We start from the raw sequence: 14,918 nt of genomic DNA, 5'->3' as shown, positions 1-14,918 counted from the left end.
AAACGCTTCAATAGCTCAGTTGGTTAGAGCACCTGACTGTTAATCAGGGGGTCGTTGGTTCAAGCCCATCTTGAAGCGCAAGAGAGTTTCAGGCTAGCCTCGTAACTCATCTTCTTTCATAGCAAATTGCTTCAATAGCTCAGTTGGTTAGAGCACCTGACTGTTAATCAGGGGGTCGTTGGTTCAAGCCCATCTTGAAGCGCAATAAGAGTCATAAGTTTATCTTATGACTTTTTTTGTATCTATTTCCCAATATACTTTTCCATTCAACTATAACAGACCACTCCACACCCATCAAAACATAAAAAAGACGCATCTCCTCCTTTCGGAAAAGATGCACCCTAACATATTTCACTTATAATGTACTATTCTACATCATTGTTATGGTCCAAAGAATCGTTAAAATCCTTTGGAGCCTGCTCTTCGTTATGATGCTCATAACGACGTGGCTGACGAGCAGGACGCTCACCGCGACCCTCACCATGGCGCTCATCACGACGGCCGCCACGACGCTCACCGCGCTCCGGACGTGGACGACGCTCACGCTCTACGTAACCCTCTGGCTTCTCCATCAACACACGGTGAGAGAGCTTGTACTTGCCAGTCTTAGGATCAATCTCCATCAACTTCACCTTAATCTTGTCGCCTTCCTTAATACCAGCCTCTTCAACTGTCTCAAGACGCTTCCAGTCAATCTCAGAGATGTGGAGCAAACCATCCTTACCAGGGAGAATCTCTACGAAGCAACCGTAAGGCATGATAGAACGGACAGTACCCTCGTAAACCTCACCAACCTCAGGAACAGCTACGATAGCCTTAATCTTAGCCAAAGCTGCATCGATAGAATCCTTGTTAGGAGCAGATACCTGTACGTGACCCTTGCCATCAGTCTCCTCGATAGTGATAGTAGCACCAGTATCCTCCTGCATCTGCTGGATAATCTTACCACCAGGGCCGATAACAGCACCGATGAACTCCTTAGGAATATCGAATGCTACGATACGTGGAACCTGTGGTTTCATCTCAGCACGTGGCTCAGAGATTGTCTCCATCATGCAGTTGAGGATGTGCTCACGACCAGCCTTAGCCTGCATCAAAGCCTCCTCAAGAATCTCGAAACTCAAACCGTCGCACTTGATATCCATCTGTGTTGCGGTCAAACCATCGCGGGTACCAGTGGTCTTGAAGTCCATGTCACCCAAGTGGTCCTCATCACCGAGGATATCACTGAGGATAGCGTACTTGTCCTCACCTGGGTTCTTGATAAGACCCATAGCAATACCTGAAACTGGCTTCTTCATAGGAACACCTGCATCCATCAGGGCGAGAGTTCCAGCACAAACAGTAGCCATAGAAGAAGAACCGTTAGACTCGAGAATCTGGCTTACCAAACGTACTGTGTAAGGGAAGTCAGCAGGAATCTGACCCTTCAAACCACGCCATGCCAAGTGACCGTGACCAATCTCACGACGACCTACGCCGCGCTGAGCCTTAGCCTCACCTGTAGAGAATGGAGGGAAGTTATAGTGAAGGAGGAAGCGCTGGTAGCTCTTCTCGAGCACACCGTCGATAAGCTTCTCGTCCATCTTTGTACCAAGAGTACATGTAGAGAGAGACATGGTCTCACCACGTTGGAAGATAGCGCTTCCGTGAGGCATTGGGAGTGGAGACACCTCGCACCAGATAGGGCGGATATCTGTAGTAGCACGACCATCAAGACGCAAGCCCTCATCGAGGATGCAACGACGCATAGCATCGCGCATTACGTCATCATAGTAGCGGGTAGCCTCAGCGTGCTTTTCCTCCAAGTCTTCCTCAGAGAGATCGGTATGAGCAGCGTCATACTTCTCAAGGAAGTCAGCCAAAACCTTGTCGAAAGCATCCTGACGAGCATGCTTCTCCAAAGCCTGGTGGTTGATATCATAAGCAGGCTTGTAAAGCTCAGACTTGATCTGCTCACGGAGTTCCTCGTCGTTGATCTCATGATCATACTCACGCTTCACGTCAGTACCCTTCTCCTTAGCCAACTCATACTGGAGCTCGCACATAGGCTTGATAGCCTCGGCAGCAGCCTTGAGGGCACCGATAAGATCCTGCTCAGCAACTTCCTTCATCTCACCTTCTACCATCATGATATTGTCCTTGGTAGCACCAACCATGATATCCATGTCAGCCTCTTCCATCTGCTGGAATGTAGGGTTAACGACATACTCACCATTGATTCGAGCTACACGAACCTCAGAGATGTAGTGCTCGAAAGGAATATCTGAACAAGCCATGGCAGCTGAAGCAGCGAAACCTGCGAGGGCATCTGGCTGGTCAACACCATCGGCTGAGAGCAACATTACCTGTACGTAAACTTCTGCATGGTAGTTAGAAGGGAAAAGTGGACGCAAAGCACGGTCCACGAGGCGAGAGGTAAGGATTTCCTCATCGCTAGCCTTGCCTTCGCGCTTGGTGAAACCACCAGGGAAACGACCAGCAGCACTGTACTGCTCACGGTAATCTACTTGCAAAGGCATGAAATCTGTACCCGGAACTGCATCCTTTGCTGCACAAACAGTTGCGAGAAGCACTGTGTTACCCATGCGGAGAACCGCAGCACCATCAGCCTGTTTTGCAACTTTTCCGGTCTCAATTGTGATGGTTCTTCCATCAGGCAACTGAACACTTTTTGTAATTACGTTCATCTAAATTAAAAACTTATTGTTTTGTCTAACATCTAAAATATCTAAAACGGTGCAAAGATACCTCTTTAATAATTAATAAACGAATAAATGAGCAACTATTTTCAACTTTTTTAAATATTTTATCTATCTAAGATGCATTATTACCAATTTTATTACTACCTTTGCAGTCGATAATTTTGCAAAATCATAAATTCATGAAGATAACTAAACTCTATTCAGCAGCAGTGATTATGGTCGCTGCCCTGGCTTTAACTTCTTGTAACAACAAGAAATTTCATATCAACGGTATTATTACCGAGGCTAAGGACTCTATGCTCTATCTGGAGAATATCAGTCTTAACGGCCCTGTAAAAATAGACTCCGTAAAACTGGGCGAAGATGGTACTTTCAACTTCCAGGAAAACGCAATGGATTCTATCACTCCAGAATTCTACCGACTCCGCATCGCCAACCAGACCATCAACCTCAGCATCGACTCTACCGAGACTGTTACAGTAAAGGCAGCTTATCCGCAGATGAGTTACAAGTATGAGGTAGAAGGTTCAGAGAACTGCAATACCATCAAGGAATTGTCACTCAAGCAGATGTTGCTGCAGAGCAACATCAACGGCATCGTTAAGAATCCGAATATCGGTGTTGACTCAGTAGATGTCATCGTGGCCCGCATGCTGAACGATTACAAGCAAGATATCAAGAGGAACTATATCTTCAAGGCTCCTATGCAGGCTTCATCTTACTATGCTCTCTTCCAGACTATCCAGCTCGGCAATACGAATTCCCTCATATTCAATCCGCGCAACAACAAGGAAGACGTGAAGGTGTTCGCCGCCGTAGCTACCAGCTGGGACACTTATTACCCAGGCGCAGAGCGTGGCAAGAACCTGCACAATATCGCCATCGAAGGAATGAAGGATATCCGCATCATAGAAAACCAGATGGCTCAGCAAAAGATTGACGCCAGCAAGGTACAGGTTAACGGCTGCATAGAACTTGCCTTACAGGACAATCAGGGACAGATACGCCGCCTCTCTGACCTCAAGGGCAAGGTAGTATTGCTCGATTTCCATGCCTTCGCAAGTAGCGAAAGTACCAAGCGTATCATGATGCTCCGCGAACTCTACAACAAGTACCATGCTGCCGGACTGGAAATCTATCAGGTATCAGTAGACCCGGACGAACACTTCTGGAAAACATCTACAGCAGCCCTTCCATGGATTAGTGTACGCGACGAGAATGGTATTCAGGGGAAAAGCTTGACTTTATATAATGTACAAAGCATCCCTACCTTCTTCCTCATTGACAGAAACAACACCTTGCAGGCTCGCGACGCCCAGATTAAGGATTTAGACGCAGCCATCAAAAATCTCCTATAAATATAGGTAATCAGAAGTTTAAGTTTGAAAGTCAGAAAAGTTTTTCCAGCTTCCAAACTTAAACTTCAAGCTATAGATTTCGCTCTATAAGATAAAGACAATTTATAAACAACAATAAACTTTAAACACTAAAAAATGAATAAGAAATTTTTAGCATTAGCAGCTTTGGCTCTTATCACGACAGGAGCACAGGCTAAAGTAAAGTTGCCACATATCTTAGGTGACAACATGATTATCCAACAAGATTCAGAAGCCAACCTTTGGGGCTGGGACAAGCCAGGCACAACAGTAAAGGTAAGCACCTCATGGTCTTCAAGAATTTATTCTACCCAAACTGGGAAAGACGGCAAATGGGCAGTCAAAGTCTTGACACCCAAGGCAAGCTACACCCCGCTCTCCATTACATTTGATGATGGAGAGAAGACTACCATCAACAATGTTCTTGCAGGCGAAGTTTGGGTTTGTGCAGGTCAGAGTAACATGGAGATGCCCGTAAAAGGATTCGGCAACTGTCCTGTTGAAGGATACAACAAGGTGGTACTTGAAGCCAATCAGTACAAGGGCGTTCACTACGTAAAGATTCCTAGCGTGATGAGCAGCAAACCTCTTGATGACGCCAACTGCGAATGGAAGACCATCAATTCAGAGACGGTAGGCGATGCTTCTGCCACTGGCTATTTCTTTGCCCAGGTAGTAAACAAGGCACTCGATGTGCCTGTAGGTCTGGTCATGGCCAACAAGGGCGGAAGCCGTGTAGAAAGCTGGTTAGACCGTGACTATCTGAAAAAGAACACGAAAGAAGATCTCGACTCCCTCAAGATGACGAAGAATCCTAAGTTCAAGTGGGACTTCCTCTACCCTCTTCTTTGGGGCAACGGAACCTTCCATCCTATCCTCAACTACAGCGTAAAGGGGATTCTCTTCTACCAAGGCTGTTCTAACGTAGGCGACCCGGCAGGTCAATATACCCAGCGCCTTGCTGATCTTGTAGCCCAATGGCGTCGTGATTTCAAACAAGGAGAGTTACCATTCTACTTCGTTCAGATAGCACCATATCATAATGGCGATGTCAATGGTGACTGGGGACCAAGACTCCGCGAGCAGCAGTTTAACGCAGCCAAGGTGATTCCTAACAGCGGCATCGTGTGCACCGAAGACCTGGTTTACCCATACGAAGTGGAGCAGATACATCCATGCCAGAAACAGCCTGTAGGCGAGCGTCTTGCCCTCCAGGCGCTCAGCAAGACCTACGGAGTAAAGGGACTCTTCAGCGAAAGCATGACCTTCAAGGAGATGAAGATAGTAGGCGACACCGTGAAGGTTCACTTCGACAACACCTACGGAGCCTACAACCGTTTTGAAGGCATCAAGGGCTTCGAGGTAGCAGGCGAAGACAAGGTATTCCACCCTGCCACAGCCAAGCATTTCTGGCAGGAAGGTGGCAACGACGGATGGAACGAGTGCGTCGTCGTAACCAGCCCAAAGGTAAAGAAGCCTGTGGCTTTGCGCTATTGCTTCCGCAATTTCCAGCTTGGCAACATGGCCAATGCCGGTGGACTTCCGCTCTTTCCTTTCCGTACAGACAACTGGTAATCAACAACATAACGGTCGATCTTGGATTAATCCAAAGACCGACCGTTCTTTAATATATACATTATGAGTCACGTATTAGATAAATTCAAGTTTTGCCCCATTTGCGGATCCCCGAACTTCGAAATCAACAACATCAAGAGCAAGAAATGCACAGACTGCGGATTCTCCTACTATCTCAACCCTAGCAGCGCCACAGTAGCCTTCATCCTCAACGAGAAAGACGAGCTTCTGGTAGTTCGCAGAAAGAACGAACCTGCCAAGGGAACCCTCGACCTGCCTGGTGGTTTTGTCGACATGGACGAAACCGGAGAAGAAGGCGTGGCAAGAGAAGTAAAAGAGGAAACTGGGCTTGACGCCATAGAAGTAAACTATCAGTTCAGCATCCCCAACCTCTACCTTTACTCCGGCTTTCTGGTCCACACCCTTGATATGTTCTACATTGTCAAGGTAAAAGACCTCTCTCACGTTGAAGCAATGGACGATGCCGAAGAGTCCTATTGGATTCCTCTTAAAGCCATCCATCCCGAAGAGTTCGGATTAGGTTCCGTAAGACAAGGAGTCATCAAATTTCTTGCAAAACACAAGACGAAAGAATGAAAAAAGCCCCGAAACATTTAAAAAACTAAAAAAATCGCTATATAATAAGGTATAAGCAAAAAGTTTATTTACTTTTGCAGACCAAAAGAAATTGTGTAGAAGCGTATGCAAGAAAATTTAGTAATCGTCGAGAGCCCTGCAAAGGCCAAGAAAATCGAAGAGTTTTTAGGTAAAGACTTTAAAGTAATGTCTTCTTACGGTCATATCCGTGACCTGAAGAAGAAGGAACTCAGTATAGACGAGAAGTCCATGGAACCTTGTTATGAGATTCCAGAGGAGAAGAAAAAACTCGTCACAGAATTAAAAGCTACAGCGAAGCAAGCCAAGAAGATTTGGTTAGCATCCGATGAGGACCGCGAGGGAGAAGCCATCAGCTGGCACCTTTGCGAAGTTCTCGGATTGGATGAGGAGAAGACAAGCCGTATCGTCTTCCATGAAATTACCAAACCTGCCATCTTGGACGCTATTGAGCACCCACGACATCTGGACATGAACCTGGTGAATGCCCAGCAGGCTCGCCGTGTACTCGACCGTCTGGTAGGTTTCAAGCTTTCGCCTGTATTGTGGAGAAAGGTGAAGCCTGCACTCTCTGCCGGCCGTGTACAAAGCGTTGCCGTACGTCTGATAGTAGAACGTGAGCGTGAGATTCAGAAGTTCAAGAGCGAACCATACTACCGTGTCAACGCCATCTTCGCTCTCATCAATGAGAATGGTGGTGCTACAGAGGTAAAGGCAGAACTTGACCAACGTTTCAAAACCCATGAAGAAGTAGAAGCCTTCCTGGAGAAGTGTAAGGACGCCAACTTCTCTGTAGAAACAGTGAGCAAGAAGCCACTGAAGCGTACACCGGCGCCACCTTTTACCACCTCAACCTTGCAGCAGGAAGCTGCCCGCAAGCTCGGCTTCACCGTAAGCCAGACCATGATGGTAGCACAGCGCCTATACGAGAGTGGACGAATCACCTACATGCGTACCGATAGCGTAAACCTCTCTTCCCTCTGCACCAATGCAAGCAAGGATGAGATCATCAAGGTTTATGGCAACGACTACAGCAAGCCACGCACCTATCATACCAGCTCTAAGGGAGCACAGGAGGCTCACGAGGCTATCCGCCCTACATACATGAACGAGACAAGCATCGATGGAACCAGTCAGGAAAAACGTCTCTATGAACTGATCTGGAAGCGCACACTCGCTTCACAGATGGCTGATGCCTTGATTGAGAAGACAACAATTACCATCAATATCGACAATGCAAGCGAAAAGTTCATTGCCAATGGCGAAGTTGTTTCTTTCGATGGTTTCCTCAAGGTTTATCGTGAATCTACTGATGAGGATGAAAATGCAGAAGATGCAACTCATCTCCTGCCTGCCATGAAAGAAGGCGATGCTTTGCAGCGTCGTGAGATTATTGCTACAGAGAAATTCTCTCTGGCTCCTGCAAGATATACAGAGGCCAGCCTCGTCAAGAAACTGGAAGACTTAGGCATCGGCCGTCCATCAACCTATGCTCCAACCATCAGTACCATCCAGCAGCGTGAATACGTGGTGAAGGGAGACAAGCAGGGCGTGGAACGTTCATTTACTGTAGATTCCCTGAAGGGTATCAAGGTTACCCAGAAAACCAAGAAGGAAATGGCTGGTTCGGAGAAGGGCAAGCTCCTCCCTACAGATATCGGCATCGTGGTAAATGACTTCCTGATTGCCAACTTCCCTAGCATCATGGACTATAACTTTACAGCAAACGTAGAGCAGAAGTTTGATGATATTGCTGCAGGAAAGACTGAATGGAACAAATGGATGAAAGACTTCGACAAGAGTTTTGAGCCAGAAGTGAAAGAAGTCATGAATGCACGCAGCGAGCACAAAGCCGGCGAACGCGAACTGGGCAAGGATCCTAAGACAGGACGTCCTGTATACGTAAAGATAGGCCGTTTCGGTCCTGTGGCACAAATTGGAAGTGCAGACGATAAAGACAAGCCTCTGTTTGCCCAATTGCCTTCCGACAAGAGTATCGAGACCATTACGCTGGACGAGGCGCTGGAGCTCTTTAAGTTACCAAGAGAAGTTGGTGAGTTTGAAGGCACTACCGTTACCATCGGTGCCGGCCGTTTCGGTCCATACGTGCTCCACAACCGCAAGTATGTAGCCATTCCTAAGGAAGATGATCCACTGACCATTACTTTGGAAAGAGCTATCGAACTCATCCAGGAAAAGCGCTCCAACGAGGAAAAGCGTCATATCAAGACCTTCGAGGAAGACGACAAGCTGGAACTCCTGAATGGCCGTTACGGTCCATACATTGCCTATGATGGAAAGAACTATCGCATTCCTAAGGCAAAGCAGGAAAACGTTGAAGCGCTCAGCTATGATGAATGCATGACCATCATCAAGGAAGCTCCTGAGCCAAAAACCAGAGGTCGTAAGAAATAAGAGAATCTGCCATCGCCCCAAAAAAGAGCGATGGCAAGAAATAAACTGAAGAAATGAAGTCAATCATCATTATTGGATATATGGGTGCCGGCAAGACTACAGTCGGGAAAGCCCTCGCTAAAGAACTTGGCGTAATGTTCTATGATCTCGACTGGTATATCGAGAGTAGAATGAGAAAAACCGTGAAGCAGATTTTCGATGAAATAGGCGAAGAAGGGTTCCGCAAAATTGAACGCAACATGCTCCACGAGGTAGCTGAGTTTGAAAACGTAGTAGTGAGCTGCGGTGGAGGAACACCATGTTTCTTTGACAACATGGACTACATGAATCAATTAGGTGAAACCATCTATCTGAAAGCATCACCAGAGACACTCCATACCCACTTGAAGATGGGCAAGGGAGTGAGACCTCTCCTGCTCAATAAAACACCCGAAGAGGTTGAAATCTTCATCCGTGAGCAACTGAAGCTACGTGAACCATTCTACAACAAGGCAAAACACATCATAGACATCAATGTGATGGACGACTTCGACAAAATCAACGGGATGGTTGAGCAGATACGGAAAATGCTGAACGTATAATCGTGGCTATAATAATAAGGTAATATCATAAATAAACAAACAGATTTCTAGCAAGACAAGAACAGAAATGAAGAAATGGACTATTGAAGACTCGAAGGAGCTCTACAACATCGGTGGCTGGGGCACTTCTTACTTTGGCATCAACGACAAGGGTGATGTCTATGTAACTCCATGCAAGGATAACACGCAGATTGATTTGCGCGACATCATGGACGAGTTGGCATTACGCGACATCAACGCTCCCGTACTGCTCCGTTTCCCAGACATCCTCGACAACCGCATCGAGAAGACAGCCAGCTGTTTTCAAAAGGCAAAGGAAGAGTATGGATACAAGGGAGAAAACTTTGTCATCTATCCTATTAAAGTGAACCAGATGCAACCAGTCGTTGAGGAGATTATTTCTCACGGCAAGAAATTCAACCTCGGTCTGGAAGCAGGCTCCAAGCCTGAACTCCACGCCGTTATCGCCGTACAGGCTCAGAGCGATTCGCTCATCATCTGCAACGGCTACAAGGATGAGAGCTACATCGAACTTGCCTTGCTGGCACAGAAGATGGGTAAGCGCATCTTCATCGTGGTAGAAAAGCTCAATGAGCTCGACATCATCGCCAAGGTGGCAAGCAAGCTCAACGTGAAGCCAAACATCGGCATCCGTATCAAGCTCGCTTCTTCCGGCTCAGGAAAATGGGCTGAGAGCGGTGGCGATGCATCGAAGTTCGGTTTGACAAGCGCCGAACTGCTCACCGCCCTCAACAAGATTGAGGAGATGGGATTCCACGACTGCCTGCGCCTCATCCACTTCCACATCGGAAGCCAGATTACCAAGATTCGCCGCATCCAGACGGCTCTCCGAGAGGCTGCACAGTTCTACATCAATCTCCACAAGATGGGCTACGATGTAGATTTCGTTGATTGTGGCGGTGGTCTTGGCGTGGATTACGACGGCACCCGCTCTTCCAGCAGCGAGAGCTCCGTGAACTATTCTATCCAGGAGTATGTAAACGACTGTGTCTACACCTTCGTTGATGCAGCCAACAAGAACAATATCGAGCATCCTAACCTCATCACCGAGAGTGGCCGTTCGCTCTCTGCCCACCACTCCGTATTGGTGATTGATGTCTTGGAGACTGCTTCCCTGCCGGAAATGCCAGAGGAGTTTGAGGCAAAGGAAACTGACCACCAGCTGGTGAAGGACCTTTATGAGATATGGGACAACCTGAATCCACGCAACATGCTGGAGGACTGGCACGATGCTGAGCAGATTCGCGACGAGGCTTTACAGCTCTTCTCTCACGGCATCGTAGACTTGAAGACCCGTGCCGAGATTGAGGCGATGTACTGGAGCGTGTGCCACGAGATCAACAGTCTTGCCAAGCACATGAAGCACGTGCCTGAGGAGCTCAGAGGATTGGATAAGATTCTTGCCGACAAGTATTTCTGTAACTTCTCACTGTTCCAGAGCCTGCCAGACAGTTGGGCCATCGACCAGCTCTTCCCTATCATGCCTATCCAGCGCCTGGACGAGCGCCCTACCCGCAACGCTACCTTGCAGGACATCACCTGCGACAGCGACGGAAAGATAGCCAACTTCGTAACCGACGGTCATATCGGCAACGTTCTCCCACTTCATCCATTGAAGAAGAACGAACCATACTATCTCGGTGTGTTCCTCGTAGGTGCCTACCAGGAGATTCTGGGCGATATGCACAATCTCTTCGGCGACACCAATGCAGCCCACATCTCTGTAAAGGATGGCAAGTACTGCATCGACCAGATATTCGATGGCGAGACCGTGGAGGAGGTTTTGGATTACGTACAGTACAATCCTAAGAAGCTCGTCCGCCAGTTGGAGCAGTGGGTAACCAAGAGTGTGAAGGAAGGCAAGATTTCTCTCGATGAGGGTAAGGAATTCCTGGGCACCTATCGCAATGGTCTCTTTGGATACACATATCTTCAGTAAGTGAAGAACGAAGAGTGAAGAGTGAAGAATTCAATTGCTTTACTAATCATAAAGTTCAATGTTCAAAGCTCAAAGTTCAATGTTCAAAGTTCAAAGTAACAATATGGAAAAAGTAACAGTAGTAAAGGTTGGCGGTGCCATCGTTGAAGACAGCGAGCAGCTGGCACGGCTCCTGAAGGATTTTGCAGCCATTCCCGGCAAGAAAGTATTGGTACATGGCGGTGGACGCCGTGCCACCAAGGTAGCCGCAGCCCTCGGCATTGAGAGCAAGATGGTAAACGGCCGTCGCATCACCGATGCAGATATGCTGGAGGTGGTAACCATGGTTTATGGCGGTTTGGTCAACAAGAACCTGGTTGCCAAGCTTCAGGCTAACGGCGTGAATGCCCTCGGCCTGACAGGTGCTGATATGGACGTAATCCACAGTCATAAGCGCCCATTGAAGGACGGCATTGACTTCGGATTCGTAGGCGACGTGGAGCGTGCCAACGGCAAGATGCTCCAGACCCTGATTAACGAAGGCATTACCCCCGTGATGGCTCCATTGACCCACGACGGAAAGGGCAATATCCTCAATACCAATGCCGACACCATCGCAAGCGAGACAGCCAAGGCTCTGGCTCCTTACTACGACGTGACATTGATATACAGTTTTGAAAAGAAAGGCGTACTCAGCAATCCTGAGGATGACGACAGCGTGATTCCAGTGATTACCCATGCCGATTTTGAGAGATACAAAGCAGACGGTACCGTGGCAGGCGGCATGATTCCGAAACTGGAGAATGCCCTTGCAGCCATCGACGCAGGTGTGAAAGAGGTGATTATCACCCTCGCTACCGCCATCGACGGGAAGCACGGAACTGTTATTAAGTGAAAAGTGAAGAACGAAGAGTGAAAAATTCATCACTCTTCTTTTTTACTCTTTCACATGTGGTTCAAGTACGGGCTAAGGCCCAAAAGCTCTTAGCCCAGGGTAGCCCCCTGGGGTTAGGAATGTGGGCTGCTATCGCCCAGTAAGGGCAAAAGCTTTCCACGCTAAATTTGTTAGAGATTGTTAAATAATAACTTTTTTTAGTACTGGCCTGTAACTTTCTTACAGGTAAGTCGTCATTAATTATAGAGGGATGAAAAAAATCAGTTTCCAAAACGATGTTTTGCCACTGAAGAATAAACTCTTCAAGCTGGCCCTTCGCATTACTCTCAACCGGGAGGAAGCGGAAGACGTTGTGCAGGATACGATGATTAAAGTCTGGAATGCCCGCGAAAGATGGCAGGAGCTTGACTCAATCGAGGCCTACAGCCTCACCATCGCCCGCAACCTCTCGATCGACCGCATCAAGAAGATGGATAATCAGAACGATTCACTGGAAGAGCAGACCACGGAAAGGCTCGACGAGACATCATCCACTCCTTCCGAACGCATGATTCAGAAAGACAAGCTGGACATCGTAAGGAACATCATTAATGAACTGCCCGAGAAGCAGCGCAGCTGTCTGCAACTTCGAGACATCGAAGGAAAATCCTATAAGGAAATAGCAGACATCCTCAGCATCACCGAAGACCAGGTCAAGGTGAATATCTACAGGGCTCGACAAACAGTTAAACAAAGATTTCAACAATTCGACAGTTATGGATTATAAGTACATCAACCAACTTTTGGACCGCTATTGGAAGGCAGAGACTTCTCTCGAAGAGGAGGAGATTCTCCGCGCATTCTTCAGCCAGGACGAGTTGCCTGCCGAGCTGAAGCCATATAAAGCCCTCTTCTCTTACGAAATGGGCGAGGCTAAGCATGAGACATTGGGTGATGACTTCGACCAGAAGATGATGGCGATGATTGAGGATGAATACACCAAGGAGCCAAACAAGGCGAAGGTGGTTTCATTGACAGAGCGCCTGAAGCCGCTCTTCAAGGCTGCTGCCGTAGTAGCTATCGTCCTGACCTTGGGCAATGCTGCTCAGGTTCCTTTCCAGAACGATGTCGATAATCAGATTGAAAACGTAGGATATACAAAGAGCGGAAAGGGTGTTTCCGTAGCCATGGGCGATTCTGCTGCCGTTGATTCCATGCAGCGCACGGGCATCGACCAGGTGAGCACCACCAATGCAACTCCTACGATATTGAAGTAGTTATTTCTATGCTTTCTCTATATAAAAATCATGTTTAGTAAAACAATTATGAAACTGTGAAGTTTCAATTCTCTCAAATTTTTCATAACATACTAACGTATTAGGGCTGCCAGGATGTACTGGCAGCCCTTGCTATATGGTAAGAGGCAGCCCTCACGGGTTGCCTTTTATCGGATAATACGCACCAAATGGACTTATTACTTAAAACGAATGATAAATGAAAATATTTTCCTCATTTATGCGAGAGTTTAGAAAAAAGTTTGTATTTTTGCAGTGGGTCCGTAATAAGGCGTCTTACAAGATGAAATCACGTAACCGAGAAGTCATCTTCAAGGGCATCGAGCTGTCGTACTATTACGAAGGGTATGAAAGAGTGAAATGAAGGACATAAATATTATAACAATGAAGACAACATCTGAAATACTAAACCTTTTGAAGTCGTACAAGAGTATCGCTACTTCAAAATATGGATTGACAAAGATTGGCATCTTTGGCTCAGTAGCTCGTGGTGAACAGATTGACGAGAGTGATGTTGACGTTTGTTACGAAGGCAAGGCTCCTTCTTTCTTGACATTAGACTTGATACAAACCGACTTGGAAAAGTTGTTTGGAGCCATGGTCGATATGGTTAGGGTAAGAGACAGGATGAATGGCTTGCTTAAACAAAGAATCATGAAGGAGGGGATTTATGCCTAAAGTTCTTCTATACATAACAGCCAAAATCATTTGGAACTTTCTGTTCTATAACACAAATTTCCATGAGAACAGAGCTCATGTTCATGTAGGTAAGCGAGGAACAGAAGAACTCTGTAAGATTTGGTTGGATCCAGAAGTAGAAATGGCAAAACAAGGAGACCTCACTGACAAACAAGCCAAAGAGGTTCTTGATATAGCAAAGAGATACCAAACTAAACTGCTTTACCAATGGAAGCAATTCAAGGAAGGTAAAACTATAAGAATAATAAAAATAAAAAAGTAAAAATATGTATCAGAATGAAGGTTATTGGAATGTGAAGCCTAAAATCAAGGCTGTATCTTTCCCAAAGAGAGGTAAGTTTGAAGTTACCCTGCAAGACGGTCGTTCTATAACGATGCCTATTTCTGCTTTTCCAAGCATGAAGAAAGTGCCTGTTAAAGAAAGAAGCAACTGGTATCTAATGGGAGGTGGCTTCACATGGGATTCATGCCCAGAAGTAATCCATATCGAACAAATTTTAGGTAACTACGCTAATTATGCACATGAAGAGGCATAAGTCCTTACTCCTCACTCCCATAAACTATAGATATAATGCCAACACTTAATTGGATAGGAAAAGACAAAGTGGTGGGGCATCATAATGATGTGCCCTATCATGTATTGGAACATCAATACGGTTATTCTGCCGAAAAAGGGCAGACAACAGAACCAACCCATAGTGGCAACATGATTATCCATGGGGAGGTTTTCCTGATGGGAGTTAACAGGTTAACAGTTAACAGTCCGAAAATGCATACTACTCCCCACTCACATATAATAATAAGTATATATATTTATCAATAGTTCGTTAATAATTCAATAATG

The 14,918-nt window shown here is 46.6% G+C and carries 13 protein-coding genes and 2 tRNA genes; 14 read left to right on the top strand and 1 reads right to left on the bottom strand.

Features of this window, described 5'->3' with window-relative positions; all coding sequences use genetic code 11:
• Positions 1–4 precede the first annotated feature (4 nt).
• Both ACQRBJ_RS13485 and ACQRBJ_RS13480 read left to right on the top strand, forming a co-directional pair.
• Positions 5–78 (top strand) — tRNA-Asn (locus ACQRBJ_RS13485).
• A 50-nt stretch (positions 79–128) separates the two neighbouring features.
• Positions 129–202, top strand: a tRNA-Asn gene (locus tag ACQRBJ_RS13480).
• Between the two features lie 163 nt (positions 203–365).
• Here ACQRBJ_RS13480 and pnp read toward each other — a convergent pair.
• Positions 366–2,690: a polyribonucleotide nucleotidyltransferase gene (pnp, locus tag ACQRBJ_RS13475; RefSeq protein WP_217760753.1), complete on the bottom strand. Its 2,325-nt coding sequence runs from the start codon at positions 2,688–2,690 to the stop codon at positions 366–368.
• A 194-nt stretch (positions 2,691–2,884) separates the two neighbouring features.
• Between pnp and ACQRBJ_RS13470 the strand changes: the two genes are divergently transcribed.
• The 12 genes from ACQRBJ_RS13470 to ACQRBJ_RS13415 all read left to right on the top strand — a co-directional run bounded on the left by ACQRBJ_RS13470 (position 2,885) and on the right by ACQRBJ_RS13415 (position 14,610).
• Positions 2,885–4,063, top strand: coding sequence for a thioredoxin-like domain-containing protein (locus tag ACQRBJ_RS13470; RefSeq protein WP_445303911.1), 1,179 nt, complete (start codon positions 2,885–2,887; stop codon positions 4,061–4,063).
• A 135-nt stretch (positions 4,064–4,198) separates the two neighbouring features.
• Positions 4,199–5,656: a sialate O-acetylesterase gene (locus ACQRBJ_RS13465; protein WP_445303910.1), complete on the top strand. Its 1,458-nt coding sequence runs from the start codon at positions 4,199–4,201 to the stop codon at positions 5,654–5,656.
• Between the two features lie 63 nt (positions 5,657–5,719).
• A complete protein-coding gene (locus tag ACQRBJ_RS13460) occupies positions 5,720–6,253 on the top strand; it encodes an NUDIX hydrolase (protein ID WP_445303909.1) in 534 nt (177 codons plus the stop codon).
• 105 nt (positions 6,254–6,358) lie between these two features.
• Positions 6,359–8,686, top strand: a complete 2,328-nt coding sequence (gene topA, locus ACQRBJ_RS13455; protein ID WP_293631521.1) for a type I DNA topoisomerase — start codon at positions 6,359–6,361, stop codon at positions 8,684–8,686.
• Between the two features lie 53 nt (positions 8,687–8,739).
• Positions 8,740–9,267 (top strand): shikimate kinase, encoded by a 528-nt coding sequence (locus tag ACQRBJ_RS13450; RefSeq protein ID WP_294967825.1) that lies wholly within the window; start codon positions 8,740–8,742, stop codon positions 9,265–9,267.
• A 67-nt stretch (positions 9,268–9,334) separates the two neighbouring features.
• On the top strand, positions 9,335–11,227 hold the full coding sequence (gene speA, locus ACQRBJ_RS13445) for a biosynthetic arginine decarboxylase (RefSeq protein ID WP_294967823.1): 1,893 nt from the start codon (positions 9,335–9,337) through the stop codon (positions 11,225–11,227).
• Positions 11,228–11,330: 103 nt separating this feature from the next.
• Positions 11,331–12,101, top strand: a complete 771-nt coding sequence (gene argB / locus ACQRBJ_RS13440) for an acetylglutamate kinase (protein ID WP_153122264.1) — start codon at positions 11,331–11,333, stop codon at positions 12,099–12,101.
• A 250-nt stretch (positions 12,102–12,351) separates the two neighbouring features.
• A complete protein-coding gene (locus ACQRBJ_RS13435; protein ID WP_445303908.1) occupies positions 12,352–12,867 on the top strand; it encodes an RNA polymerase sigma factor in 516 nt (171 codons plus the stop codon).
• A complete protein-coding gene (locus ACQRBJ_RS13430; RefSeq protein WP_153122262.1) occupies positions 12,857–13,357 on the top strand; it encodes a pyruvate ferredoxin oxidoreductase in 501 nt (166 codons plus the stop codon). The genes ACQRBJ_RS13435 and ACQRBJ_RS13430 overlap by 11 nt, the downstream gene beginning before the upstream one ends.
• Before the next feature lie 402 nt (positions 13,358–13,759).
• Positions 13,760–14,053, top strand: coding sequence for a nucleotidyltransferase domain-containing protein (locus tag ACQRBJ_RS13425; protein WP_294967818.1), 294 nt, complete (start codon positions 13,760–13,762; stop codon positions 14,051–14,053).
• Positions 14,046–14,336, top strand: a complete 291-nt coding sequence (locus tag ACQRBJ_RS13420) for a DUF4160 domain-containing protein (protein WP_445303907.1) — start codon at positions 14,046–14,048, stop codon at positions 14,334–14,336. Before ACQRBJ_RS13425 ends, ACQRBJ_RS13420 begins: the two co-directional genes overlap by 8 nt.
• A gap of 4 nt (positions 14,337–14,340) precedes the next feature.
• Positions 14,341–14,610 (top strand): DUF2442 domain-containing protein, encoded by a 270-nt coding sequence (locus ACQRBJ_RS13415; protein ID WP_445303906.1) that lies wholly within the window; start codon positions 14,341–14,343, stop codon positions 14,608–14,610.
• Positions 14,611–14,918 lie beyond the last annotated feature (308 nt).

This window comes from Prevotella sp. SGI.167 (assembly GCF_050313615.1).
GTDB lineage: Bacteria > Bacteroidota > Bacteroidia > Bacteroidales > Bacteroidaceae > Prevotella.
The sequence above is the reverse complement of the archived record's forward strand: the minus strand, read 5'-3'. Positions and strand labels throughout refer to the sequence as shown.

What these genes read in the sequence shown, in the direction of transcription:
- ACQRBJ_RS13420 (WP_445303907.1), top strand. Translation starts at nt 14,046, where the DNA reads ATGCCTAAAGTTCTTCTATACATAACAGCCAAAATCATTTGGAACTTT.
- ACQRBJ_RS13470 (WP_445303911.1), top strand. Translation starts at nt 2,885, where the DNA reads ATGAAGATAACTAAACTCTATTCAGCAGCAGTGATTATGGTCGCTGCC.
- ACQRBJ_RS13430 (WP_153122262.1), top strand. Translation starts at nt 12,857, where the DNA reads ATGGATTATAAGTACATCAACCAACTTTTGGACCGCTATTGGAAGGCA.
- ACQRBJ_RS13450 (WP_294967825.1), top strand. Translation starts at nt 8,740, where the DNA reads ATGAAGTCAATCATCATTATTGGATATATGGGTGCCGGCAAGACTACA.
- ACQRBJ_RS13425 (WP_294967818.1), top strand. Translation starts at nt 13,760, where the DNA reads ATGAAGACAACATCTGAAATACTAAACCTTTTGAAGTCGTACAAGAGT.
- ACQRBJ_RS13435 (WP_445303908.1), top strand. Translation starts at nt 12,352, where the DNA reads ATGAAAAAAATCAGTTTCCAAAACGATGTTTTGCCACTGAAGAATAAA.
- topA (WP_293631521.1), top strand. Translation starts at nt 6,359, where the DNA reads ATGCAAGAAAATTTAGTAATCGTCGAGAGCCCTGCAAAGGCCAAGAAA.
- argB (WP_153122264.1), top strand. Translation starts at nt 11,331, where the DNA reads ATGGAAAAAGTAACAGTAGTAAAGGTTGGCGGTGCCATCGTTGAAGAC.
- speA (WP_294967823.1), top strand. Translation starts at nt 9,335, where the DNA reads ATGAAGAAATGGACTATTGAAGACTCGAAGGAGCTCTACAACATCGGT.
- ACQRBJ_RS13460 (WP_445303909.1), top strand. Translation starts at nt 5,720, where the DNA reads ATGAGTCACGTATTAGATAAATTCAAGTTTTGCCCCATTTGCGGATCC.
- ACQRBJ_RS13465 (WP_445303910.1), top strand. Translation starts at nt 4,199, where the DNA reads ATGAATAAGAAATTTTTAGCATTAGCAGCTTTGGCTCTTATCACGACA.
- pnp (WP_217760753.1), bottom strand. Translation starts at nt 2,690, where the DNA reads ATGAACGTAATTACAAAAAGTGTTCAGTTGCCTGATGGAAGAACCATC.
- ACQRBJ_RS13415 (WP_445303906.1), top strand. Translation starts at nt 14,341, where the DNA reads ATGTATCAGAATGAAGGTTATTGGAATGTGAAGCCTAAAATCAAGGCT.